This window comes from Bacillus cereus group sp. BfR-BA-01379, assembly GCF_022663605.1.
GTDB classification, from domain to species: domain Bacteria; phylum Bacillota; class Bacilli; order Bacillales; family Bacillaceae_G; genus Bacillus_A; species Bacillus_A mobilis.
On sequence record NZ_JAKUFT010000012.1, the window covers coordinates 1 to 26,452 of the forward strand.

Sequence of the window (26,452 nt, forward strand, 5' to 3'; positions counted from 1 at the left end):
ACTTCATACATTGCTTTTTTTCCAAAGCTTTCTTGTTTACTTTTGTCTACATTTGTGAAAGTAGCTCTATGCACACCTTCTAAATGTATTAACTCAATATAATCTCCTACTTTGACTGGGACTTTTTGCGATTCAGCGTTTTGTTGCTTGTTTCCATAAATGTCTTTATTGTATACTACTTTGCCTGATGTATTTTGTACTTTAATACTCGCATATGTTTCATTAAAATAATGATGCGGTACGCCTGCTTTTAAGTCAATATGCACTTCTTCTGTCGACTTATTGAAATTGATTTTAGCAAATTCGAAATCACTAATCCCTTTTAATGACCATGCAAACTTGTTTCCTTCTAAAATATTATTTACATTAGGTATATCTGGTTTAATTGGATTAGAATCTGTCCCCTTCCAAATCTCTGCTGTTAAAGTTGGATACCCTAATGCAGCTACTTTTTGAATGGTATCGTTATTTGGACATACTCCCCACTTCTCAAAGAAAGGTATCAAATTTTGTTTGGCTACTTTTGATGCCGAAATCATAAATAATTGTTTTTTATTTTCATCAGTTTGTGGAAGTTCATTTGAAGGCATGTCTCTATACAATTGATGCAATTTAGGGTAGAAATCCTCTCCATATGCTAACTGTAGTTGCCAAAGCATAACAAGCTTAACAAAAACATCACTAACTTCATCATAATTTTTATTAGGTTGTTCTAAGTATTGAAATGCCTTAGTATAAGCGCCCTCCTGTTGCAATCTAAAAGATTGGTTAGATGTAAATGCTTTTTCTACAGAAAGGCTATAAATATTATTTTGTACTTCTGTCATATTATAAAACTTCCAAGGTGATTGCTGTCTCAAATGCCCTGCCTCATGCCAAGGACCCCAGCCATCTTTTATAAATTTATTAATATCTAACACGTATTGGATTGCATCCCCTACATATGCGGTTCGATAAGAAGTTGCATACATATAATAATCGGGAGAATGATTTTCTTCTACGTAATGAATATAATGTTTATCTACTTGTTCCTCAGATAAACCAGCTACTTTGTCTTGAATTCGAGTAGCTTCATCCATCTTTTTTAAAAGTTGTACAGGATCTGTATTAGAACCTAACAAATATTTCTTAACACGTGCAGGGCTGGCCGTAATTAATACACGTTCTCCTTTTAACTCCACTGCATGTGCATTGGGATATTGGTCCAGCATGTTTATTAAATCTTGTTTTGTATGCTTGCCTAGTTCAAAGAGAGGAGTAGTCGTTCCACCAGTTGTGACCGTTGTTCGAATGGTACCACCTTGTTGTTTATTGTAAAAATAAATCATTCCTCCATTTGGCGATTGGATTGTGTTTATACCAGGTTTTAATGTAAATGATTTTATTTTAGAATCTTCTCTCCAAGAAGCATCATACGAATACGTTCCAATGTATGCTTGAATATTTTGATTTCCTTCTACATTAATCGTTATTTGTTCATTTGGCTTTGCATATAAACCAGTGGGTTCATATGGACTAAATGCCATACTTTTTCTTTCCTGTTGTTTCAGTACCTCAACATCCCCTTTTCCTGGGACTGTATATGTTCTGTTTTCTGATTTAACTAACTTTCCCTCTTGCAGTGATGTCGATATTTTTTTTTGCTGCTTTGTTTCCTCTGCAATGATATCTGTTGTAGAAATCATTGCAGTTGCAAGCATAGTTACTGTAGCGGTGGCTGCAAGTATTTTTCTAGTTTTATATTTTGAGTTATTCCCCATATTATCTCCCTCATTTTCCCTTAGTACATGTAAGGACTATTATTTTATTTATCATGTTTTTACATCAAAAACTATTTACGCTATTTATGTTGTATCTAATACTCTATTTTTTCTCATAATAGTCTCCTTTTCTTTATTTCTAATTGTTTATAAATGTTATTTGATGACACATAAAATAACAACTTTACGATAAACTCATCAATAACAACCTATTATGTTTTGATTTAGTATTCTTAACTTCCATCTAATTGTATAAAAGTATTCAATTAGGAAAATAAGAATATAAGGCTCACTAATCATAGATTAGGTTTTACGGAAAAATTCATAAAAATTATTCACCTTAAAAATTCAAACTTGTATAACTACTTTCTACATATAGGATGGAATTATAAAAACATTTCAATAAAACAAAAGACAGAGGCCTGATTATACCTCCGTCTTTTCAATTTATAAAGAACAAAAAATCATTTTATAACTGTATAAATGCCCTTACAACAAATACCGTATTCCGCTATTTTTTTGAAGAAACAGGATTCATTTTTAATGTTTTTATTCCCTCTTTTAATGTAAACGCATCTGCTCTTAACGTTTTCCAACTGTCTTTCGCTGCATTCAGGTTAGGTTTTAGGAATTTGAATTTATTTTGATCCGCTTTTTGGGATGCTTTTTCAATATGACTAAGCACTCCCGAATATTGAGAATCTAAATCATGCCATTGTGCAGACATATAGGTAAGTGCATTAATAGCCGATCCAATCGCATTGTGCATTTCATTAATATTATTATACGCAACACCAACTACACGATTTAATGTTACTTTATAATCTATAGTCTGACGTAATTGTGCTAACAATGGCTCTAACGTACCTAAATTATTTCTTGCTACCCCTATCATTACACCACCAGCAATCCACGTAGGAATTGAGGGAATTGATACAGTTATAATTCCATCTGATTCTACTTGTTTAAAATGTCTTACTTGCTCTAAAACTTCATTTAGGCGCTTTTCATCTTCATCAATTCCAGATGCTTGGTTTTTCAGAATCGAATGCAAAATATCTTTATGACCTCCAAATGCCCGGACATCTTCTCCAATACTATCTCTTAACTTAGCTAGTTCTTTTATTAAATTCTGTGTATACGCTTGATTTTGTTTAATCTCACCTTGTAAATCTGTAATGCCTTCTTTTAATGTTTCTGCATCCCCTTCATTAATCGCTTCTACTAATGTGTCATAATAATTGTCGAATTTAGTATCATACTCTACAATCCCCGTCAGTGTATCTAAAAGTTGTTTTTTTATGTGTGAATCCCATTTCGTAGCATGCTCTCTTGCATTCTTTTGATCTTGTAGAATTTGACTAGGTAGATTTGTATATCCTTTAATGTCAATTCCTTCAAAGTTAACATCTGGGTTTTTAATTAACAAATAAGAGTAATCATTCATGGATTTTGCAAATACCCCAGCATCTTGCAAAGCTTTTTTCATCTTTTCGCTGTTTACAGAAAGAGATATATCTTCGGTACTAGTTTGTTCCATTTTACTTTCACTTGCGAAGGCTGCCACTGGAGAAACTACAGTAGTTGTTGTCAGAGTTAAAAACGTCGATACAGTAAGTAGTTTATAAGGAAAGTTTTTATTCATTTTAATTCCTCCTATACATATATATTGATTTTTAGTTTGTTTTTTCTTGTTTAAAAGCAATGTCTTTTGAAATGAATTCTGCATCCTTATGAATATCATTCCAACTTTGTTTTGCAGCCTTTAAATCATCAGGTATTAAAGAAAGTTTATGTTCTTGCATTTGGTCGATATTATCATATAGATCTTTATAATTCGCTCCCATCGTATTCCATTGTTGCTGAATATTCGTTAGAGACATGATTGCTTGATCCACTGTTTGATACAAATATGTCAACGTGTCTTTTGTATTAGTAAGTGAAATAACTGCTTGGTTAGCAAGATCGGCTTTCATACTTAATTCTCCGATTTTATTAGAAATTTCATTATAAGAGTTCATATGATTAGATGCCGCAACACCAGCTGCTGTTCCTAAACCGATACCAGCTGCCCCTAGAGCTGTTAGACCACCAACAACAGCTGGTGTCGCTGTGCCACCGGTCACAACAATTACTACCGCTCCTGCAATCGTCCCAATAACTAAAATAGCTGCTCCTAATCCACCACCAATTGACCAGGCTAATACATTATCAAAATGTGCTTTCTGCGTAGAACGTAAATTCTCAATTTCGGCCTGAAGTTGTGGGACTAGTGCTTGTTTTCCCGCTAATATAGCCGTTAATCCCCCTTGTCCATCTGGACCTCCAACATTATTTTTAAAATCTACAGTATTTGTATACAACTTTGTTTTAAAAGCTTCTAACATCTTAATAACTTCCGTAACTTCATTTGAATTTGTATGAATTGTACCGATTAAATCCCCTATTCCTTCTTTGAGGCCCGCCTTATCTTTCTTTTTTACAGTATCTACTAGTGTGTCGTAATAATTTTGAAATTGTTCATCATAATTTACAATATTACGTGCTGTCTTTTGAATGTTTGGCTTCGCTGTATCTAGCCAGTAATTTGCATTGATTCGTGACAGTTCCTGATTCAGGTGAATGTTTTTGATTAATTCTCCACCTCCTGAACCTAAATTAATGTTGGATAAATTTACATTCGGTTGCTTAATCATTGTTTTTGCGTACAAATCCATTACAAGAATATGAGAGCCTGTTTCAGCCAACACTTTCTTTAACCCTTCAGGTCCTAACGCATAATTTTCTATTTTCTGTTCTTGTGCTGTCTGTTCTTGTGCAAGTGCGTGAATAGTACTGCCATTCGTAGCAGTTAAAACCGTTACTAAAGCGGCCAAAGTTATGACCTTAAATGGAAATTTCATTTTTTGATTCTCCTCCTTATTTTCAGTTGCGTTATAATTTTTTCGTTAAATATTATTTCTTAATATTAAAATTTATTAACTTGTTCTTCGAGTTGATTTGTTACATTTTTTAGTCGTCTTAATGTATCTTTTTGAGACTGAGTGTTATTCGTATCAACTTCATTCGATAATTTTGTAATACTATTATTTATTAGATTCAAATCCTCTTTATAACGTTTCAATAGCTCAATTTCTCCATCTACTTGATTAGCAAATGTATGCAAATCATTTTGCATGAAAAGAATCATTGATTTTTGTAAATCTGCTACTGTTAATTTAGTTGTTAAGTCATATAATTTTTGATTTTGTTTCTCTAGATCATCTAAATGCGCTCGTTGCTCTGCTGTTAGTTTATTAATTTCCGCAAAAGTACTATATGTTTTTTTAATTTTTTCAGGATCAATTACTTTCATAAGATCATACTCTTTCGTTTTCGTAACTGCAGCTGCAGCAATTTCACCTTTTTTACTTTTCTCTATCGCTTCACGTGCTTCTTTTTTGGCAACTTCAATTTCTATAGCTGATTTCCCTTTTTCTGTTGCTTCTTGCTCTGCTTTCTTCTCTGCTTCTACAATAGCATTGTTTATTTCTTTTCCTTTGTTATACGCTACTACTGCTGTTTGAGCAGCCGGTTCAATGATATCTTTTGATAGACTATAAATTTCTTGGAATACCTTTAGCCCTTGTTCATTTAAAGCTCCTGGTAATAATGCTATTTGCTGTAAATCATTTTGAATTGATTTTTTTGTATTTAGCATTTCATTCTTTAACTTGTCTATTTTTCCTGTTCCCTCTGAACTAAGTACACTCTGTGCTTTTACCACATCTGTATCAAGATTTTTCAGTTTCTTATCTACCTGTAGTTTAAGATCTGTTAACTCATTAATCTGACGTTGCACGTTTTCTTGGTTTGTTATAGTCATATCTTGAAGAACTTCCAGTCTATCTAAAAATCCTTCTTTATCTTCCTTATTATCTACAAATCCTTTTAATGTTGGATAATAGCTATTAAATTTGGTTGCAAATCCTTTGCTTTTTGAATTTAATAGAATTAATTTTGGATATAGTTCTGATGACCACTCTTTTATATCTTGTTTAATTAGAAATTGAGTTGTATTTAAAGATGGAACTTCTTCAAGTTGCACATTCGGACTTGCTAAGGCTCCATCTATAAAGGTTTGTGTTAATTTGGAGTGTGCACCTATTTTTCGTAATGCTGAGGAAATATCTATGTTATCTTGTTTCGTTTCTGCCTGAACGATTGGCATTGCGAGAGTATTGATAGGAATAGTCGCTCCAGTAACGATTGATGTTATTAAAAATCCTGTCATAATTTTATTCTTCATTCCGCACACCTCTTCACTATTTTTTTTACAGTTTTAATCGTAAATGTTGTACAACCTAACGTTAGGATTTCATCACACACACTTGAGGAGAGAAATTTTTTCGATAGAGTAATCGTATCTCGTTTTTTATTTATTTTTGATAGAATATAAGGACCTTACTTCCCCCTCATTTTAAACACTATGTTTTTCATAAGTAAACCAGAAAATCGCTTTTATTAAATTTGATTTTTCAGATATTTATTATTCAAATTATAAAATATTATATTTAAAAAAGTTAAATTCAAATTTCATTTCATAAAGTGAAATAATTATACTATGATAATTAAACGTAAAAATCCTTTTATTCACCAAAACCTATATCAAGCCCTCATCCAAAAATAATTTTAATATAATTTAATAGTGATTGACACATATGTGTCTTTTAGATGAATATGTAAAATTACATATCCATCTAGGAGTAACTAGCATACATACGCCAATAATATTATTATCGTATAAATAATATTATTGTTACTACGAACACCACAGGAGAAAACTCCCCTCATGCACTCTAGGGGATAGAATGTCTATGTAATAAAATTTTTTACTTATATACTTACTATTCATTATATAAATACAAAAAGCGATTCTTTTTACATTAAAAAGAATCGCTTTCCACATTCTTATTTTCAATTACATTCCATAAAGGATTGAGATACTATTACCTAAGAGCATTAACTATAACTTCAGTTGCCTCTGCAATGAGTTGATTATCATAGGTAGCCTCTTTCTCATCTTTACTAGATAAAATTGCGATGATAATAGGCGCTCTATTCGGAGGCCAAACGATAGCAATATCATTTCGTGTCCCATAACTTCCAGCTCCTGATTTATCTCCAACTATCCAGTCAGTTGGTACGCCTGCACGAATAAGTTTGTCTCCTGTAGCATTTCCTTTCATCCACTCTGTAAGAATGTTACGTTTATGAGCTGGAAGCGCATTTCCGACCGTTAAAGCTTTCAGATTCGTAGCAATTGCTTTCGCTGTACTAGTGTCACGAATATCTCCTGGAATAGCCTCGTTTAACTCTGTCTCAAAGCGATCAGCCATAGTAATCCGATCACCCATCTGTCTAAGCGCTTTTTCATATCCTTTAGGTCCACCTATTTTATTAAATAAAATGTTCCCTGCAGTATTATCACTGGAACGAACGGCGGCCTCAGCAATTTCTCCTAGTGTCATTCCGGTATCTACATGTTTCTCTGTAACAGGTGAATATTCCACTAAGTCGTCTTTCGTATAAGTGATAACTTCATTTAATTTATTAGTTGAGTTTTGCTGTAGTAATACCCCTGCCGCTAACGCCTTGTAGGTTGATGCAAAGGCAAACCTTTCGTCAGGTCGATAAGCAATTGTTTGATTTGTGCCAGTATCTATGGCATACACACCTAATCGAGCATCGAATTTTTTCTCAAGTTGAGAAAATTCTTTATACGTCGCATGCTTTTTATGTTTAACTTGCCCTGTCTTTTCCTTCGCTTCAACTTGCAATGCCCCTCCTGCAAAAGTTTCTAGGGTTGTAAGACTTATACCTAATATACCAATGCATATTCCTATTTTTAGCATTCTCTTATTTTTCAAAATCATCATTCCTTTCAAATTTTCAACATCTGTTTTTATACGTACACATAATAGACCATCTAAGACACAAGTTTGTTCCATAAATTTAAAACTTTTTAACTAATAGCCAAGATATTAACAAAATAAGAGATAGCAGCTACGAGTGCCGTTATCTCTTATTTCACATCTCATTTTTTCACTTATAAATACCTTTATATAAACAGGGTCTCTTCCCTGAGAAAAGTACTAAAATTTTACTAATTTTGCTTAGAAATACCTGTACTAGGAGCTCCCCCCTGTATACGCTGCTTTTTCAAATCAAAGTATACATCTAAAACTTCTTTTCCAATTATAGAATTAATACCATTTTTATCATCATGAAGCCATGGGACTACTACTGAGAATGCTACTTCTGGATTATCATATGGGGCGTATCCAACTAACGTTAAGTTGTAACATTCCATACGTTCCCCTTTCGCATTTCTACCAATTGGATCATCTCCACCATATACAGTTTGAGCTGTCCCTGTCTTTCCTGCTGGTTTATATGGAGCATTTTTGAAATATTTCACGCCAGTTCCATCACCTTCTTGGAATACCCATCTAAACCCTTCTTTTATTCGATCAATATGTTCTGTCTTCATATCAATTCGATTTAATACGACAGGCTCTATAGAGCGTATAACTTTGCCAACCTCTTCTTCTTTTATTGATTGCTCTCGTATTTCTTGTACAATTTGAGGTTGCATTCTATAACCTCCATTAGCAATCGTTGAAATATATTGCGCCAATTGCAACGGTGTATACGTATCATACTGCCCGATAGAAAAATCTAGTAAAAACCCAGGCTGACTATCTACTTTTCTAGTTTGTCCAACTATTTCATTCGGTAAATCAATACCTGTTGGAACTCCTAATCCAAATTGTTTAAAATAATAACGCATCGTATCAAATGCTCCTTGTTTTATATCCAGCGAACCATTTGGTACGTAATTAACTCCCGCAATTTTTAAAGCTGTCTGGAACATGTATACATTCGAAGATACTTGTAGCGCTCGTAAATCATTAATATTACCAAATCCGGATACATTCCACGATTTCTTAGCTTGTGTACCTTTAAATTTCATAGGTGCATCATAAAATTGATCTCCCGGCTGTATTGCCCCTGTCTCATATCCAGTTAATACAGTTGCACCTTTTACAGCTGACCCTAGCTCATACGAAGTCGTCATGTTTCCTAATGCCAAATCCTCAATCTCTAATTTCCCTTCTTTTTCTACAATCTTTTTGCCTGCCATAGATAAAATCTGTCCGTTATTTGGATTCGTCATGACGACAAAAGCTCGGTCCAACAGTGGCTCTGAACTCTTAAACGCTCTCAAATTTTTCTCTATACTTTCTTCCACTTTCTTTTGTAATTCCATATCAATCGTTAATGTTAAACTATTACCACTTTTTCCTTTAGAGATTATCTCTGTGTTTATAATGTTTCCTGATTTATCAGTAATGTTTTTCATTTCTTCTTTTGTACCGTGTAACACATCTTCATATCGTTGTTCAATATAACTTTTTCCTACACGATCATTACGGTTATATCCACGTACTAAATAAGAATCTAAGTTTTCTTTCGGTAGCCCTTCTTCACTACTCGTAATATTACCTAACACAGAACGAAATAAATTACCATTTACATAATTACGTTCCCAATCAACTGTTGCATCTACTCCTGGAAACTCGGCAAGGTTTTCACTTATTCGCGCATACTCTTGATCTGTAACATCTTTTTTTATAATTTGTGGTGTTAGTTGATAACCTGAACTCATTTTACTTTTAATAGCTAACACCTTTAAATCTTGTGCTGTTAATTCTGCCAGTTCTAATTCTGTAACACGACTTCGTCTTAAGTCTTCTATTTTTTTATCTAACTCTTTTCCTTCTATTCCCTTATCTTTTAACTTTTCTATATCTTTTTTAGTAATCATAGTCTCCGCACGTTGCTTATTCAACTGCATCCAAAAATCTTTTTTATCGATGTCTGTTAATTTATTTATATCTTGTTCAGACATTTCAAGCACTTTCGCTAAGTCTGTTGCTGTTTTTAAAATAGCTTCGCTAGTAATTCCCTTTACCCTTGTATACGTAATCGTACGAAGAGATTTATTATTAACAACTGTTTTCCCTTCTCGATCTAGTATTTGTCCACGTGGAACTGGAATGCTAGTTGTTGCGTTTTGACTGCTTTCTACTTGATTCTTATAAGCCTCTCCCTCTACGATTTGCACCTTTCCTAGCTGAACAATAATAGCTGAGAATAGTAAAAATATGCAAAGGAACATTATATTTAATCGTATAGATATATACGTCTTGCTCTTTCCTTTTTGTTTTTCCATAAATCCTCCATTTAATTCCTTATATGTTACATACCGATGACCGATTATAAATATCGTTTCGACTTTTTTGCTAAATCCTTGTTAGCACCCATCCCTTTTCGTTTAGCTACATAATTCATAACTCTCCTTTCCTGTTTTCTCTCTATTTTTTGTCGCTAGCATTAGAAATGCTAAACTATATACTGGCCCATATAATACTTACACATAGATTTGCTAAAAACTTTTCATACTGATTATTCCTTTCTTCATGCTGTAATACTTAATAGACAACCTAAATAATAAAGTTGTTCCACATTTACAAAAAAAATAATTAACTATAAGATGAAATAAGCTAAAAAGGGAGGGTTTTATGTTACATACAAAAATAAAAAGATGGAGATTTATAGCGATTCTTTCTATTGTAGGTTTAATTTTAATAATTTTATTAAAAAGTAATTTCATTTCAATTACTACCGAGACGTCTTCAGCTGAAAGAGGAAAAATTCTTGATCAAAATGGTGTAATACTAGCTACAAATAAGAAAGTTAAGTCTTTATATTGCACTTATAATGATGAAAAGCTATCGAATCAAGATACATCAAGAACATTGGCTTTTTTCAATCAATTTTCAAGCGAGTTTCAACATGACATTTCTACAGAAGACATAAAATCTCAATTACAACAATCTTGTAAAAAGCAGACTATGAATGATATACCGTTATACTCTGACATAACTGAGAATGAACTTACATTCATAAACAAAAACAAACCCAATAATGTAATAATCAAAGATGAAGTGATTCGATATTATCCTAAACATGAAATTGGTTCACAGGTAATTGGATATGCAGAAAATGCCCTTAATGTACCCGTTGGAAAAAGCGGGATTGAGCTGCAATATGAAAATGATTTAAAAGGAAAACCCGGAAAAACTCTTATTTTTAAAATGAATAATAAAAAGTTCTTATGGAACATTCAAAAAGTACAAAAAGGAAAAGATATCCGGCTAGCTTTAGACTCTAAGTTGCAGCAAAAAACAGAGGAAGCATTAAGATCTCAAATCAAGAAAATAACTGATGTTAATGCTGGTTATGTTGTGGTAACCGATGTGAAAACTGGCGCAATTTTAACTATGGCCAACTCAGCAGTGTTTGATCCAAATACATTATATGAACAAGTATCATCTAAAAAAGAAAATATCAAATCACTTTCGCAAAATAAAGCAATTCAAAAATTAAAGTATGGTGAATCTTATGTAAATATGGCCTCAACTATAAAGCCACTTACTATTTTAATTGGATTAAACGAAAAGCTTTTTCAACCTGAAGATACTTATTTAGATAAAGGTACTTTTCAATATGATAATCAAAATAACATTACGAATGCACCTGGAACGCCAACAGGTGAGATTACACCGAGGCAGGCTATCATTAATTCATCTAACACATTTATGACAGCAAAAGTAGCTCTACCCTTATTCAACCAAAATAATGGGAATATAGAAAAAGTTGCACATATATGGACAGAGTATTTAAAACAATTCGGCCTTCGTTCTAAAACCGGGGTTGATTTACCTTTTGAAGAAGACGGACAATATGAATTTCATCCAACAAACAAGTTTGAAAATGGTATCTCCGCCTTATTAAATGCCTCTTGGGGAGGAAATGAAGTACACACGCCTCTTCAACTTGCTCAATATGCAGCAACTTTAGCAAGTAAAGGTGATAAATATAAACCTCAAATCGTAAGTGCTATTATTGATCAAAATGGGAAAGAAACAAAAAAGTTTAAACCAATTTTAGAAAGTTCAAATCGTTACCCGGTGAAATTTTGGAGTGTCGTGCAAGGTGGGATGAGCCAAAATATAGAAGAAATTAAAAACTTACCCTTTCACGTCGCAGGTAAAACAGGCATAACAGGTGCTCCGAATGAGCAAGAAAGAATGATAAACCATTCTCTTTTCATTGCATATGCTCCTACCGAAGATCCACAAATTGCCGTTTCTGTCGTTATTCCTGGTAGTAATTCAGAAAAAAACATTGCTGCTCTCGTTACCTCAGAAATTTTAGAGTACTGGAATACTCTTCAATAAGAAAATAAAAACAAAGAGGAAGGTTCATTAAAGTGAACCTTCCTCTTTACCATATAGAATCTATATTCGTTATTTTCCATTTACCTTCATGATCCTTTTCGAACATGAAAGAATATTTAATATCAGTTAAAACATACTCTTTTTGTACATATCCAGTATTACCGCTAATTGTCGATACTTTTATATATCCATTATTCTGCACTTTTTCTGGAATCCAAGCTTTTACCATTTCATTAGATACTTCATATAAAACTTGTGATTCTCGCTTTGGTTCAGCTAAAATTTTCGTTTTATTTCCAGTAACAGTTGCATATATATAATGCGCTTGCTTTGGTTCGTTACTTTCTGTCAATCCACTTGGTACTTTGTATGCTTGCTTTGTGTCATTTGTAAATTCTCCCCCCATTGTAAGAGCAACTTGCAACTCATGAAAAATATCTTCATCAAATTTCAATTCATCCTTCTTATAACTCTCCCCTTTAAATAGAACTTCATCATTTAACGCTCTATACAAGTCATTTTCATTTTTTGAATTTGTACTTTGATATAATTCATTCATAAATTGTTTTAATGTTGGATCTTGAGCAGACTCATCTTTAGTTTTAGGCTTAATTTGTGTACTACTTTGGACCGGTGATTTATTATCATCAAGCCATGGTTGTTGAACGATAACAAATAACATTGTACAAACAAAAACAACTATAATAGGCAGAGCTTTTTTACGAAACGGTCTTTTATGTTTTACAAGATTCACTTCATTATTTTCATATATAGACTGCTTTATTTTAAAAATAAATTCTTCTTCATCTTTACGATTCTCCATTGGACCTTTTTTTAATTTACTATACCAGTCAGGATTTTTTTTATTGTTCATCACTACTACCCTCCCCTATTAATTTTGAAACCTTACTTCTCGCTCGGCTTAATCTAGATTTAACAGTTCCAATGGATACCCCTAGTGTTTCAGCCATTTCTTCATAAGATAATTCATATTTTGCGTCTAAAATAATTATTTCACGGTGTTTTTTAGGTAGATTTAAAACAACATCCCACACTTCATTCATTTCCTCTTTCTTAAAAAACTCTCGTTCTGCCGATGGAGATTGCTTATCATCATTAAAAAAACCTACTAATGATATCCTTTTAAAATAGGAGGATTTCAAATAGTTTATTGCTGTATTTCTTGTAATTTTTAATATCCACGTTTTAATAGATGACTCCTTTCGAAATGAATTCCAATTTTTAAATACCTTTATAAACACATCTTGCGTGATATCATCTGATAAGTGTGGATCTTTCGTAATAATAAATGAATAATTCCATACATCTTGCCAATAGTCTTTTATAACATAGTCAAGCTCATCATGAATACACTTTTCAATAAACGTCTCTTCCATTTCCACACCTCGAACTTATTTGAATAAACATAAAACTGCCCTCACTTTTATTATGGTTTCAATATATAGACAAGATACAAGTTTCATTTGTTCCGTTCTTTATCTTTTTTGATAAAAAAAACCTCCTTAAAATGTAAAGGTGTGCAATTACTTTCATAAAATAATCATCTATACATTCTTTTACATGACAGGCTCCTAACAACAAGTAAAGCATACAATGTTAAAAATACACTCAAAAAAAAAATCTGATTATTATTTTTTCATTTCACGCAACACTCCACTTGTATCACCTTTTTTCTTAGAGCATACTTATTTGTGTGCTCTATTTATGTTTTACTAAATAACTGTTTTGTTACAGTTTAAAATTCTCCTCCCTTGTCCCTTTCAATTTGTTTTACTCCTCTATTTACTATTAGCAATACCAACCTTTCAAAAATGAAAACAAAGATGGGTTATCATCTTTATTCAGCCACAACAAAAAAGCATTCTCGATTAAGGAGAATGCTTTTTCGAAACTTAATTGTTCTTTGTATTGCTCACTTTACACCTCCGTGTTAAGCAAACAATGAATGTAGTAAAAAATTTCACCTTATAGTTACTTATTATTTCTGAAAAACATGTTTTATTTTTTCACCTGGAACGTTACTCCCCCCTCTTCCTTTTACATCTTCGATCATCATGGTAACAATCATATCGGGCGCATTTGCATCAAAAGCTGCAAACCATCCAAGCTCTTTTCCGTCTGCTTCTTTCGACTCCTTCAGTTCTGCTGTACCGGTTTTACCAGCAAGAGTTATACCATCAACCTTAGCAATTCTCCCCGCGCCATCAGGGTCATTAATGACTTTTATTAATGCGCTCTTTAATATCTCTTGATTCTTTTTAGAAACCACATTTTCTTTCCAATTCCCCGCTACTTTTGCTTCTTTTAAAAGATGAGGCGACGGAATATTCCCTTCATTCACAATCGGTGCATATGTTAATGCTAAATGAAGTGGTGTCATTAATACTTGTCCTTGTCCGTAACCTGTGTCTGCTAGTTGAATATCATTTTTTATCCCATCTCTTGCAATGATTGAAATAGGAAATGCGTATTCGATTGGTAATTTTTCATGAAATCCGTATTTCTTAAATTCATTTACATACTGATCTTTTCCCATCTTTAAAGCTTGCTGAGCAAAATAAATATTATCAGAGTATTTCATTGCCTTATCAAAATCAATTGGACTAGCTTCCTTCACACGTGTTACATAATAATTTCCCCAAGATGAATCTTTTGTCCACTTTAATCCTTGAATTTTAAATTCTTCCTTAGGGTTTATAGTGTTTGTTTCCAAACCAATTGCACCAGTAATCGTTTTAAATACGGAACCTGGTACAAATGCTTGTGTGAAACGATTCATCATTGGTAGTTTCGAGTCGTTATTCCATGCTTCTCGTTGGGCTTTTGATGCTCCTCTAACTATTGTATTTGGATTATAAGCAGGGCTACTTACAAGTGCAATAGTTTCACCCGTTTTAGGATTGACCGCTGCACTAGATCCTGCTTCATTTTTCATCTCATTAAAGATTTTTTCTTGAATTGCAGCATCAATTGTTAACGTAACATTTTCCCCTGCTTTCGCTTCTTTTTTTGCTACGTTTTTAATCTCTTTCCCACTCTCATCTTCTATAAATACGCGTCCACCTTTTTCGCCACGCAATTTATTCTCTAATACTTTCTCTAAACCTGTCTTACCTATTAAATCATCAGCTTGATAACCTTTTTTTTGAAGCGATTTTAACTCCTCTGCATTCACCTTTCCTATATAACCAGTTAAGTGTGCCGCCGCTTCTCCTAATGAATACGTCCGAATATTTACTGGGCGAGATGAAACTCCTTCTAATTCAATATAATCATTCTGTCTAGTTCCCTCTTTTAAAATACCAATTGGTACAAAGGAGTCTGGTTTTATCCATTTCGCTGTAAGTTTCTGATCGACTTCTTCTGTAGACATATCAAGTAATTGTGCTACTGTTTCTTTTGTTTGCGCTGCCGTTTCACCTAGCTTCTCCGGAATAATTCCAACCTCACTCGCTTTACCATTCGTTGCAAGACCTTTCCCATTTCGATCATATATTTCTCCACGTTTTCCTTGTTCTATTTGCATACGTACTTTGTAATCTTTTTTCATACCTGGAAAAATGAAATCTGGTGTCCATTCTATTTTCCAAGATTCTTTTTCTTTCACAAGTTTTGCTTCATGGATAAATGAAGCTTTTCCTCCATCCGTATCCATCTTAACTTCAAAAAGAAAAACTTCTTTATCTTTAGCATTCTCTGCTTTCGTTTTAACCTTTAAATTCTTAACGCCAATACCTTCATAAATTTTTTGATATTTCTCTGTGAATTCCTTTTTAGAAATTGTTTTTTTGGCATGTTCTGATAAATGATCATACATATTTGCAAATTTTCTATCATTCCATAAATTGATATATTCTTCAAATGCTTGTTTTGGCGGTTCGTTTTTATTACATCCTACTAATATAACTGCAAAACAAAAGAAAAGCAGCATCCATAATTTTTTCAATTCAATCTTCTCCCTTAGTTAAAAATGTTTATTCCTTTCTTGATTTATTAAATAAAAAATGTTGTAACGCTTAATAGACAGTGTAAGTAATGAAATTGTTCCACATTTACAAAAAAATTTAATTTATGATCAAGTTACATTCGAAAGAGAAGATTTTAAAATTCCTACATACAAAAGTAGCGGATCAATTTAACACTATTATTTAAACTATCCTTTTGTTGAGGTTCCCCGCTCTTCTCCCTTTTGTAGATATTTAATACAAAAAAGGACCCTTATTCTAAGGGTCCTTCAACAAAAAATAACAAAGTGTATACAATAAAAAAGAATTAATTAAAGTTTAATTTATAGACGCTGTATATCCTTCTATTTCGGATCAAAACCCCTGTGCTGTATGCGACTGGGGATTCGTTCACTCTATAAGCTTATTTAGAAGAGTCATGTACAGGTAAACTACTATGAATTAATTCAGCAACTTTTACATATCCTTTTGAGTTTGGATGAATTAAATCCGTAGACCAAAGCGAATTATCATTAACTAATTGATGATTCCAAAAGTCAACATGATGAAGCTTATACTCTTTACTCAGTGAAAGTATAACTTCGTTTGCCTCTAATAATTGTCCTTTTAACATTTGTTTTTTTTCAGAAGAAAATGGAAGCCGAACTGTAAAATCTGGAAGGTTCGCTATAATGATATCAGCATCTGTTTTACTTAATGTATCTATCATAAATTCCATATCGTTCTTATATTCTTGATGATCCCAACGTCCTTTTAAAACATCGTTTGCACCTGCAATTATACTAACCAAATCTGGATTAAACGTTAATGCCTTTTCCAATTGCTGTGAGCGAATTTCTTTCGTTACTAACCCACGCTTTGCAAAATTAGCATATTCTATATCATTTACACAAAGTTGAACAAAATGATCTACCCAGCTTTTTAACTCTATTCCCTCAACTTCATCCCCTATGCCCTCTGTAAAACTATCACCAATCGATACAAATCGCTTCCACATATGTAGTCCCCCTTTATTATTAACCATATCTATACTATACAATAGCTCACACCGTAATTGTTATTTCTAAGTGGTTTTCGATTTCAATTATATTCCACTTTATTATATTTACATTTAGAATCCAAAATTGGCCGATTCCTAAGTATACTTAAGAATCGGTCATATTCGTATATTTACTAAAGAAATAAAGTCTCTCTATGAATCATACTTTTTTCAAAAAATTGGTTGTTTTTTGTTTTGCCCAGTTTATACATTTCTTTTCGATTAAATGATACGAAATTATAGAAAAAAGTAGTGTCATTGCAATGCACAAAGTAAGAAGGAAAAAGATAGGTATCTTTGTATACAAAAGTTTAAATAGTACCATCATGATTGGAAAATGACACAAATAGATACTGTATGAAATTTCTCCTAAATATACAAATACACTCTTATTTAAAAATGCTTTTACTTTTAGGTTACTCATAGCCATTATAATAAATATACTAACCCCCATTACGACACCCCAATCTTTTAATAAGAAAGTAGTATCATTACGGGAAATACCATAAATTAAAATGGAATATAAATATAAAATAATCCCTAATGCAATAAGAAATCCTTTTTTAAATTTTTTCATATTCCTATATGAGTAGATAAGTTTTTCCTGATACTTAAAAAGTAACATTCCAACCATAAACATAGATGTAAAATGCAGTGTATCAGCATAACCATTATAAAATCCTTCAGCTTTCCCAATATGCAACATATTAAGAAAAACACTAATGAAAGAAAAGCTCAAAGCAAATAGTATCGTTTTCTTCCAATTCAGTTTATAAAAAAGAAGGAATAATAAAGGAAACACAATAGATATACGCATTTCTTGAGCTAATGACCAAATAACTGGATTATAATTTTCCGTAAAAAAATTATTAACAAGCACAAAGTGGTTTAGAATATCTAATTTTGTTATAGACCCTTGCCACCTATCATAGAACCAATCCCGTAGTCCTACCACTTCATACGACGAAAATAAAATAAATAAAACAAAGGTAACGATTATCCAAAAATAATAAGGAATATAGATTCTTACAAATCTCTTAATTAAATATCCCCAATAATTTGTTTTTGAATGATAAAGTGCCATAGATAACACAAAACCACTTAGTACATAAAAAACGATAACAGCTTCCCCACCCGCCCATAAAAACCTAAGCGGGGAAAATTTAATAGAATTAGGCAACGATGGTAGCATTAAACAAAAATGTCCAAATACCACAGTAAGTGCCGCTAACCCTCGTATAGAATCTAATTCTTTTATTCTCTTACTCATAAAATGTTCTCCTTGTAAATTGTAGATTTTGCTGTTCATAAAGGCCACTATACTAGTGTAGTGGGAGAATTGTACATAATGTCTATCTAGATCCCAGATATAAACAGTTCAAAGTCAATCTATGCATCTGTTTTCTGGTCTCCATTTCCTTATATAAATAATTTAAAACAAAATATTTAATACAAAGAAAAGATTTTATTAAATTTTTATAAAATCTAATTACAGAAATAAGTACCGGATATTCATTTTTTATTGTCATTTGATGAAAAAATGAATGTTTTTTCTTCATGTAACTTTATTAAACTAACTTTGTACTAGAATGCTTTGAATCAAAAAACACATAATAAACGCCATCCTTTCTGTATATTTCTACAAAAAGAATAGCGTTTTTTGTTTTTATAGATATAAATTTATCTTAACTTGATTACAATAAGAAAAATTCCGAAGGATCCAATTTGAAAATTAATACCATCTTCCATTCCAAACTATCTACATAAAAATTTATAAAGTGAAACTTTAATCAGGGGGGTTTCTTCATCCCCCACTGATTATTAGTTGAACCAATCGGACTTTCATGGGCAGTTGATCCCCTACCTAAATTCTTTGCTTTCGCTAAATTTTGAGGTGGGGGTCTTACTGCCCATTAAAGCGGGATAAAACTTCGAAACTCTTTTTTTTAGATTAATATTTAGTTTCACCCTATAAACTTAGCTTTTTACTATATCAACCGCACTATCCCACATACCGCTAAAAAAAGATCCGATGTTACGCATAAAACGTGTAAACCAATTTGCTTGTTCTATATCAGATTTTGTTACAAGGTCTACTTGTAATGATTTACCTAATAAGAACCCAGGATCTGTACTATCTTTAGGCGAGATAATCATTTTACTAATTGTTACACCTTTTTTAATAGGTGCTTCTTGTTCTTCATTCAATACTTTAAATTCTTTTTTATATACGTCTTTGTTGTTCTTTGGTATCGGAAGTGAAACAACTTGCTTCGTTTGAACTACTACATCTTTGTCTTTTGCATTTGCTACTCTCACTGTTTCATGCCCTTTTACTACTGAGTCTTTTCCATAGGCCTTCTTCACTTCGAAATTTGCAAATCCGTAATCATATAATTTCTTCGTTTCATCAAAACGTGCTGCATGAGAGTTTGCTTTTATCACTACAGATATTAGACGCATACCGTTTCTTTCTACTGTACCAGTGAAACAATCACCAGCTTCTGGGGTAGTTCCTGTTTTTAACCCATCTACACCTTCGTATTGCTTAATTAAACCTTTTAACATCCAGTTAAAGTTCGTCATATCAATTGGATACTTACCACCCTGTTGGAATGTTTTTTTAGGGATTTTTGCAGTATCTAACATTTTCGGAAAATCTTGAATCAGACGTTGTGCTAAAATCGCACAATCTCTTGCGGACATTTTATTTTTCTCGTCTGGAGTTGTCCCTTCTGGGTGATGTCCTTTTAAATCATAGTTCGTTAAGCCTGTAGAGTTTACAAATTTATAATTTTTCATTCCAAACTCTTTTGACTTATCATTCATCATTTTCACGAAATCGGCTTCTTTTCCAGCAATTTCTTCAACTAAAGCAATTGTCGCACCGTTCGCAGAGTAAATTGCCATTGCCTCATATAACTCTTTTACTGTATAAGAGCCACCATTTTCTAATGGAACGTTTGATAATGAGCGATCTTGCGAAATCTTATATGCATATTCAGAGATTTTAACTTTTTGATCCCATTTAAGTTTTCCTTTATCCACCGCTTCATGGACTAAATATTCACTCATCATTTTTGTCATACTAGCAATTGCTAATGATTCATCTGCATTTTTTTCATATAAAATTTTCCCGGAATTTGCTTCTACTAAAATTGCCGATCCTGCTTCTACATCTATAGCAGAAACTGTTTCTGCTGTTGCTCTTCCAGATGTAACAACTATGCTACAAAATATTGTAAGCACTGTTACTATTACAATGATTTTTTTGTAAAACATACCTTTCAATTCTCTTACCTCCAATATCTTTGTACTCAAAAAAGCGTTATTCTAACATAATCCTTCAAAAATAGACAGTGTTATCAAATTCTATATACATATATGACATTAGGACGACTTTCATATAAAACATCTCATCCCACCCTATTAGGCACACTGACACTTAGTATTCCCACACATATCCCTCTTTTTAATACCTTTGTATTTTTCAAAATGATTCGTACTTTCATATTTATTAGGATTACACTTAATAGACAATATAAGTAATACATTTGTTCCACATTTATAAAAAATAAAACCAGTGTGTCCCGATTAAATTTCGAAGCACACTGGTTGCTAAACTTACTATCGTCTCTTCCATTATTCATATCATTGAACTTCCCCTCTCATTCTATTAATTACTTTATAAAAATAATAAATTAACTTGTTAGTATCATGTCTACTATGAATGACCTATTTGAATTATTAACTTAAATAGTTTCTTAAGTTTTAAAAAAGGCTTATGGAACTTTTCATTCCATAAGCCATTCTATATGATCGGATGTTCAACAATAAAAGATATCCAACCTTCTTTATATTCTGCATGTATATTACCATTATGAAGTTCAACAATTCTTTTTGAGATAGCGAGTCCCAGTCCATTTCCTTGATTATCTTTTCTTGCCTTATCGCCTCTGAAAAATCTCTCAAATAATTTATTTGGATCGCTAACAGGTGGTTTCTCAGCTTTATTTGATACTTTCAAAATTGCCTTATTATCAATTACTTCAAGACATATTAATAATTTGGATGGCTTCATGCTGTACTTTATCGCATTCATAAACAGATTTTCATAAACACGTACCATTTTTTCTACATCCATAAAAATAGGTATTGTTTCTTCCGTTATTGATTTTTGAACAATTAAACTTTCCTTTTCGAATATAGGAGTGTATTCCCCAACTATTTGCTCCAACAAACCCGATAAATCAACTTCATTAAAGTTTAACTTGGCATCGTTGTCTGATAAACGGGTGTACTCAAATAGTTCATCAATTAGATATTTCAATCTCTGTGATTTTAAATAAGTGGTTTCGAGATATTCCTGTAATTGTGCTTTACTGTCGTATTGCCCTCTTTTTAATAAATCTACATAACCGATAATAGATGTCAATGGTGTGCGTAAGTCATGAGATACGTTGGTTATGAGTTCATTTTTTGTACGTTCCAATCGTCTTTCCTGCTCAAATGTATTCTCCAATTCCTTGGACATGTAATTAATATTTTGAGCAAGTTGAGTCAATTCGTCTTTTCCCTCGATCTCAATTGTCAAACCCAGTTTTCCATTGGCAATATCATTCACATTATCAGAAATGAGCTTCAAATATACTATTTTCTTTCGAACCAATATTAAAAAAATGATTATAAAAGTAAAGATTGCTAACGCGAATATAAGAAATGTAAGCATATTATTTTCAAATGCACTAAGATTATCAAGATAGTGATTTAGAGTTAATGGAATTATGATATATATAAAAGTGAGGATTGTTAAACCAAACGAAACAAAAAAACTAACTGCAACAGCACCAAGAAGTTTTATAATTATCTTATTTCTAAACCTAACCTTCTTCATATTTTGTACCCAATCCCCCAAACAGTTTTAATATAAATTGGATGTTTAGAATCTTCTTCAATTTTGTCTCTTATTTTTGTAATATGTACCATGACGGTATTATCCGATTTATAAAAAACCTCTTTCCAAACTGCTTCATATATTTTTGCAACACTCAGAACAATCCCTTTGTTACGAGCAAGTAGTTCGAGTATATCAAACTCTTTTGGAGTTAGCCTTACTTCCGTACCTCTTATCCATACTTGACGTGTATCTGTATTTATGGTCAAATCACCAATTTCTAGTATACTTTTATCATTATCTGTATTTGTATTATACTTTTTAAACCTCCTTAATTGGGATTTTACTCTAGCGATTAACTCCAACGGATTAAACGGTTTTGATAAATAATCATCGGCACCAGAGGCTAAACCCTGAATTTTGTCTATATCCTCTGATTTTGCAGAAAGCATGATAATAGGCATATTTCTTTCTTCCCTAATCTTCATACACGCTTCAATACCATCCATATCTGGCATCATAACATCCAAAATAATAAGATCGAATCGCTTTTCTTCTAACAGTTCTAACGCTTCAATAGCATCTTCAGCCTTTTGAGTTTTCAGACCTTCATTTTCCAAATATACAGAGATAAGATTTCTAATCTCTTTATCATCATCAACAATAAGAATTTTTGACTCCATTTAATTCCTCCACAATTTTCTCATATTGAACAACTAAAAGCATAAGCAAGTGGTACATTTTTATACGCCCTTTTGTAAACCTGTAATTGAAAGAACAAAAATAATATAATCAGTATAAAAGATAACGTCTTACAATTTTCTTAAGATCCATTTACAATTAATATTTTTTCTTCATAAAGTTTAACTTTTAATAACAAATAATTGCTTTATGAATCCTTATTTTAATTAATTTTTATTACACCATTATTTTTCAAATCTCATTTTTTACTTGTTACTTATTTTCACCAGTTTTTCTCCTTTTTCTAAAAGTGTTTCATAGTCATTATTCTCTTTAATTTCTTTAATTTTATTTTCAATTGTGTTTGTATTATTTATATTAAAGTACATATTTAATACTTCATATGGTGTCTTTCCTTGTTTGATTGCACTATCTTCAATAGCTTCTTTCCATGGTATATTTGCTTTATCCATGCTTAATTCAAGCGCTGAACCAGTCTCATATTTCATATTCCGTTCTAAAAACTTTGGAGATTCTGCCTGTCCATTAGCAATAAAGTTGAACGCCTCCATAAAAGTAACATGATATGGCTTCTGTTTCTTTGCAAGTACCATAAGATTTCCACCAGTTAACTTACTATAACGATACTCTAAGTATCGTGCTGAACCTTCTATCGCTTCCGTTTTTGTTTCTCCAATTAATTGAGGCCATTTTTTCACGCGATAGTTACGTACAATTGTCCAATCATATAATACCTTATTAATACTTTCTGGGTTCGTATCAATCATCGCTTTATCTAATAGCTTAAATTCTAATCCCATTAGCGCGTAATTTTCTTTATTAATCGGATATTCATGAATAAACTCTCCACCATTTGCATCAAATTTCCAATCTTTTTGTTTATATGCATGAAAAGCTTCATGCAATAAGAAAGAAGAAAAATCAAAATATAAATCTGGATTACTAAACATTTTAGGATAATACTTTAAATAAAACACATCCATATCGTTCATTTTTATTGTCCCAAAGTTCCAAGGAATCCAGGTAGAAATTGTTCTAAAATCCAAACGAGTTAATCGATAGACTTTAGGTAGATGCAGAGAATTCGAGACCTTTATCTCTTTTGCAAAAATACTATTTTCTAGTCCCGTTACATTAACTGCATAAGCTTCTTGTCTAAAGAATCCCCCGTCTTTATTACTACGTATCAGAACCAATGGCATTTTTTCGAAGCGATAATCTTCATTCCAAAGTTTATCACTCGATTCTTCGAAGCTCTTATAAATAGTAGATAATTCTTTTAACATGTTTTGATCTGTGTTATCCAAAGACTTAAACTCAGTATGATATGTTTTATTTAAAATTATGCTTCCCAACATAATTCCTATAAATATTACTAATAAAATTAAAATTAACTTTAAAAATCTTTTCAAGATACACTCCTTTTCTAAAACGATAATCCTTATGATGAATAAGGTGTACAAGTTTTATGTTTATTAACACTTTTTTGGTGCAGGCCTAATTTGAAATAATAACTACAATAGATACCATGAATACAAGGTAGTTATTGTAAGGGATAGTGCAATCGTTCCTACAAATGAGGTTAAAGTAGTACTCAATATAGGAACGATGCTATCTGGCCCCTTCATTATTAAGATATAGAAAGAATAGTATTTTTCTCTTTTAATTGCTTATACATATCTTCTTGTAAGTTATAAATGAAATCCCCCCTACTTGTATTTACTTCTTCCTTACGCTTTCTGCCGCTCATTGCTGCATATTTGTATCTCAAATTCACTTACTATTTTGCTTACATCGTATTTTTTCATTAGATCATAACGAGGGCGAACTATGTTGATAGTTAGTATACATAACATGATTACATTAACCTTCTTTCGGAAGTACAATTCTTTTATATAATTGAACTGTAATCCAGTAGTAAATCGAGTAAATGACTATGAAAATAACAATTGGTAACCAAATTCGAAAATACGGATCAATTAATAGAGGCCCAAACATGTTCATACCAACTAATATGTGAGCAATACCGATAATTGCTGGGACTAGAAATATGAAGAATAACTCCTTATAAATCGATCGTGTTAATAATTCCCGGCGAACACCAATTTTACGAAGCATTTGATAACGTATACTATCTTTAGATGCACCAGATAGTATTTTAAACATTAAGCAACTGGCCATCATTGCTAAAAACGCGATTGCAACGAAGAACCCCATAAACATTAATCCGCTGGAAAAATTTTGATTCGCCTTATATGTTTGATACTTACTATCCAGTTCTTCCACTTTCACATTTTTATATTTAACTACCTGTAATTCATCAATTTTTTTCCACTCTTTTACGTATGCTCCAAAAACATCTGTTTTACCAATAAAAACAGTATTTTCTTTACCTTTCATACTATCGTATATGTTTTGATCTACAATTTTTATTTTATGATCAGGATATATATAATTGGGCTGGATTGTTTCAAAAGCGTCGCTCCATTGTTTTGGTTTCCCATCATTTTTAACCCATTGTCTTGACAATGCAAATGCATCCAGGGGGATATCCTCTGAAACTGTTATTATCTTCTCATTTTTTCTATCTTTTACTAAAGGTCGATTATTCTCTAGCTCTTCTTTTATATAATAAACATACTTATCATCTACTTTGTAGCGATATTCAAGCTTATCTTGAAATACGATACTACTCAAAATTTTCTTTTCTTCAGTTGTTGTATTATGAACTACTGAATCATAAATTTCTACTTTATCAGTCTGCTTTAAAACGTTGTTTTTAAAAGCCATACCACACGCAATCCCACCTGCTCCAAGAGCCACTAAGATCGCTACCGTCGCAAGCACATTTGTTAGGCCATTAATGCGGAAGTTTAATTGAGCAAAGGTAAAAGCATTAAGTCCTTTTTCACTACGCTTTTTATTACTTTTTATTTTTTTTATCATAACTGGGAGAAGCGCTCCAAACAACATGTAAGTACTAACAGTTGCTGAGATTAATCCAAGGGCCATTAATGTAGGAACGGTTCCTAGATTTTTTGCCTGTGGGATATAAAGCAGTGAAGCATAACCAATACTTAACAAAATCAGACCAAGTAAGGCAACTACAACTGTCATTTTTCCTTTTACCGCGACACGCTCTGTTTGTGCATCTGCATGTACAAGTTGTAATACAGAAATACGTGACAATTTAATACTATTCATACTTGCTGATAGTACAAATAATGCAAAGAAGAAGATGCAAGTAACGACCATAGATGGAATATAGAAAGCTTGGTAACCTTCTCCAGTTAACTCCAATTGTTTCATTAATAACTGTCCGATACCTTCAGCAAGTGCTACACCAATTGTAATCCCAATCACAAGTGACGCCGCACCTAATATAATTGTTTCAAGGAACATTAGTAATGTAACTTTATACTTTTTTGCTCCTAACATCATATACATACCGAACTCTTTTTGGCGAAGAGATAATAAGAAATAGTTTGCATACATAATGTAAAAAAATGTTACAATCGCTAATAAAGAGGAACCTATTTGAAATATTAATACAATAGGACCAACGTTTGCATTGGATTCAAGGAACGCTTTATTTAGTGATAGCGTTTGAAACATATAAAAAGTTGAAATAGATACAATAAGACCAATAAGTAATACAATATAATCTTGCAACTTACTTTTTAACCCTGACATGGAAAGTTTAAATAACATGTCCAAACCTC

The 26,452-nt window shown here is 32.2% G+C and carries 17 protein-coding genes and 1 pseudogene; 2 read left to right on the top strand and 16 right to left on the bottom strand.

The window, feature by feature from the left end; genetic code table 11:
• From MR113_RS06900 to hblC, 4 genes are all read right to left on the bottom strand, one after another.
• Positions 1–1,760: M60 family metallopeptidase (locus MR113_RS06900; protein ID WP_242252748.1), on the bottom strand; the 1,760-nt coding region annotated here is incomplete at its 3' end.
• A 511-nt stretch (positions 1,761–2,271) separates the two neighbouring features.
• On the bottom strand, positions 2,272–3,405 hold the full coding sequence (hblA, locus tag MR113_RS06905) for a hemolysin BL binding component B (RefSeq protein ID WP_242252750.1): 1,134 nt from the start codon (positions 3,403–3,405) through the stop codon (positions 2,272–2,274).
• A gap of 31 nt (positions 3,406–3,436) precedes the next feature.
• Positions 3,437–4,663, bottom strand: a complete 1,227-nt coding sequence (hblD, locus tag MR113_RS06910) for a hemolysin BL lytic component L1 (protein WP_242252752.1) — start codon at positions 4,661–4,663, stop codon at positions 3,437–3,439.
• A 65-nt stretch (positions 4,664–4,728) separates the two neighbouring features.
• Complete coding sequence (hblC, locus tag MR113_RS06915) at positions 4,729–6,048, bottom strand: hemolysin BL lytic component L2 (protein ID WP_242252754.1); 1,320 nt, start codon at positions 6,046–6,048, stop codon at positions 4,729–4,731.
• A gap of 618 nt (positions 6,049–6,666) precedes the next feature.
• Between hblC and MR113_RS06920 the strand changes: the two are divergent.
• Positions 6,667–6,741: pseudogene (locus MR113_RS06920) on the top strand (undecaprenyl-diphosphatase); the annotation flags it as partial.
• A 7-nt stretch (positions 6,742–6,748) separates the two neighbouring features.
• Here MR113_RS06920 and bla read toward each other — a convergent pair.
• Together bla and MR113_RS06930 are read right to left on the bottom strand one after the other, a co-directional pair.
• Positions 6,749–7,675, bottom strand: coding sequence for a class A beta-lactamase Bla1 (gene bla, locus MR113_RS06925; RefSeq protein ID WP_472927132.1), 927 nt, complete (start codon positions 7,673–7,675; stop codon positions 6,749–6,751).
• A 230-nt stretch (positions 7,676–7,905) separates the two neighbouring features.
• Positions 7,906–10,038, bottom strand: coding sequence for a peptidoglycan D,D-transpeptidase FtsI family protein (locus tag MR113_RS06930; RefSeq protein ID WP_242252756.1), 2,133 nt, complete (start codon positions 10,036–10,038; stop codon positions 7,906–7,908).
• A gap of 349 nt (positions 10,039–10,387) precedes the next feature.
• Between MR113_RS06930 and MR113_RS06935 the strand changes: the two genes are divergently transcribed.
• The gene (locus MR113_RS06935; protein ID WP_242252758.1) at positions 10,388–12,109 is read left to right on the top strand and encodes a peptidoglycan D,D-transpeptidase FtsI family protein; all 1,722 of its coding nucleotides are present in this window, start codon (positions 10,388–10,390) and stop codon (positions 12,107–12,109) included.
• Positions 12,110–12,155: 46 nt separating this feature from the next.
• On the opposite strand, the gene MR113_RS06940 is transcribed toward MR113_RS06935, so the two are convergent.
• The 10 genes from MR113_RS06940 to MR113_RS06985 form a co-directional block, all read right to left on the bottom strand.
• Positions 12,156–12,983: an SH3 domain-containing protein gene (locus MR113_RS06940; protein WP_242252760.1), complete on the bottom strand. Its 828-nt coding sequence runs from the start codon at positions 12,981–12,983 to the stop codon at positions 12,156–12,158.
• Complete coding sequence (locus MR113_RS06945; protein WP_242252763.1) at positions 12,973–13,506, bottom strand: RNA polymerase sigma factor; 534 nt, start codon at positions 13,504–13,506, stop codon at positions 12,973–12,975. The genes MR113_RS06940 and MR113_RS06945 overlap by 11 nt, the downstream gene beginning before the upstream one ends.
• 602 nt (positions 13,507–14,108) lie before the next feature.
• Positions 14,109–16,076: a penicillin-binding transpeptidase domain-containing protein gene (locus MR113_RS06950; RefSeq protein ID WP_242252765.1), complete on the bottom strand. Its 1,968-nt coding sequence runs from the start codon at positions 16,074–16,076 to the stop codon at positions 14,109–14,111.
• A 422-nt stretch (positions 16,077–16,498) separates the two neighbouring features.
• A complete protein-coding gene (locus MR113_RS06955) occupies positions 16,499–17,092 on the bottom strand; it encodes an SGNH/GDSL hydrolase family protein (RefSeq protein ID WP_242252766.1) in 594 nt (197 codons plus the stop codon).
• A gap of 202 nt (positions 17,093–17,294) precedes the next feature.
• Positions 17,295–18,443, bottom strand: coding sequence for an acyltransferase family protein (locus MR113_RS06960; RefSeq protein WP_098324318.1), 1,149 nt, complete (start codon positions 18,441–18,443; stop codon positions 17,295–17,297).
• A gap of 668 nt (positions 18,444–19,111) precedes the next feature.
• Positions 19,112–20,425: a D-alanyl-D-alanine carboxypeptidase family protein gene (locus MR113_RS06965; RefSeq protein ID WP_270732807.1), complete on the bottom strand. Its 1,314-nt coding sequence runs from the start codon at positions 20,423–20,425 to the stop codon at positions 19,112–19,114.
• A gap of 520 nt (positions 20,426–20,945) precedes the next feature.
• The gene (locus tag MR113_RS06970) at positions 20,946–22,028 is read right to left on the bottom strand and encodes a HAMP domain-containing sensor histidine kinase (protein WP_242252768.1); all 1,083 of its coding nucleotides are present in this window, start codon (positions 22,026–22,028) and stop codon (positions 20,946–20,948) included.
• Positions 22,025–22,711, bottom strand: coding sequence for a response regulator transcription factor (locus tag MR113_RS06975; protein ID WP_242252771.1), 687 nt, complete (start codon positions 22,709–22,711; stop codon positions 22,025–22,027). The genes MR113_RS06970 and MR113_RS06975 overlap by 4 nt, the downstream gene beginning before the upstream one ends.
• 264 nt (positions 22,712–22,975) lie before the next feature.
• Positions 22,976–24,142, bottom strand: a complete 1,167-nt coding sequence (locus tag MR113_RS06980; protein WP_242252772.1) for a hypothetical protein — start codon at positions 24,140–24,142, stop codon at positions 22,976–22,978.
• A gap of 451 nt (positions 24,143–24,593) precedes the next feature.
• Positions 24,594–26,441 carry an ABC transporter permease gene (locus MR113_RS06985; protein ID WP_242252775.1) on the bottom strand — a complete coding sequence of 616 codons (1,848 nt, stop codon included), beginning with the start codon at positions 26,439–26,441 and terminating at the stop codon, positions 24,594–24,596.
• Between the last annotated feature and the right edge of the window lie 11 nt (positions 26,442–26,452).

Bases quoted from the DNA above. Each gene is read 5' to 3' on its own strand.
- MR113_RS06955 (WP_242252766.1), bottom strand. From the start codon at position 17,092: ATGTGGAAGCGATTTGTATCGATTGGTGATAGTTTTACAGAGGGCATA.
- MR113_RS06930 (WP_242252756.1), bottom strand. From the start codon at position 10,038: ATGGAAAAACAAAAAGGAAAGAGCAAGACGTATATATCTATACGATTA.
- bla (WP_472927132.1), bottom strand. From the start codon at position 7,675: ATGATTTTGAAAAATAAGAGAATGCTAAAAATAGGAATATGCATTGGT.
- MR113_RS06960 (WP_098324318.1), bottom strand. From the start codon at position 18,443: ATGAACAGCAAAATCTACAATTTACAAGGAGAACATTTTATGAGTAAG.
- MR113_RS06945 (WP_242252763.1), bottom strand. From the start codon at position 13,506: ATGGAAGAGACGTTTATTGAAAAGTGTATTCATGATGAGCTTGACTAT.
- hblA (WP_242252750.1), bottom strand. From the start codon at position 3,405: ATGAATAAAAACTTTCCTTATAAACTACTTACTGTATCGACGTTTTTA.
- MR113_RS06975 (WP_242252771.1), bottom strand. From the start codon at position 22,711: ATGGAGTCAAAAATTCTTATTGTTGATGATGATAAAGAGATTAGAAAT.
- MR113_RS06985 (WP_242252775.1), bottom strand. From the start codon at position 26,441: ATGTTATTTAAACTTTCCATGTCAGGGTTAAAAAGTAAGTTGCAAGAT.
- hblD (WP_242252752.1), bottom strand. From the start codon at position 4,663: ATGAAATTTCCATTTAAGGTCATAACTTTGGCCGCTTTAGTAACGGTT.
- MR113_RS06935 (WP_242252758.1), top strand. From the start codon at position 10,388: ATGTTACATACAAAAATAAAAAGATGGAGATTTATAGCGATTCTTTCT.
- hblC (WP_242252754.1), bottom strand. From the start codon at position 6,048: ATGAAGAATAAAATTATGACAGGATTTTTAATAACATCAATCGTTACT.
- MR113_RS06970 (WP_242252768.1), bottom strand. From the start codon at position 22,028: ATGAAGAAGGTTAGGTTTAGAAATAAGATAATTATAAAACTTCTTGGT.
- MR113_RS06940 (WP_242252760.1), bottom strand. From the start codon at position 12,983: ATGAACAATAAAAAAAATCCTGACTGGTATAGTAAATTAAAAAAAGGT.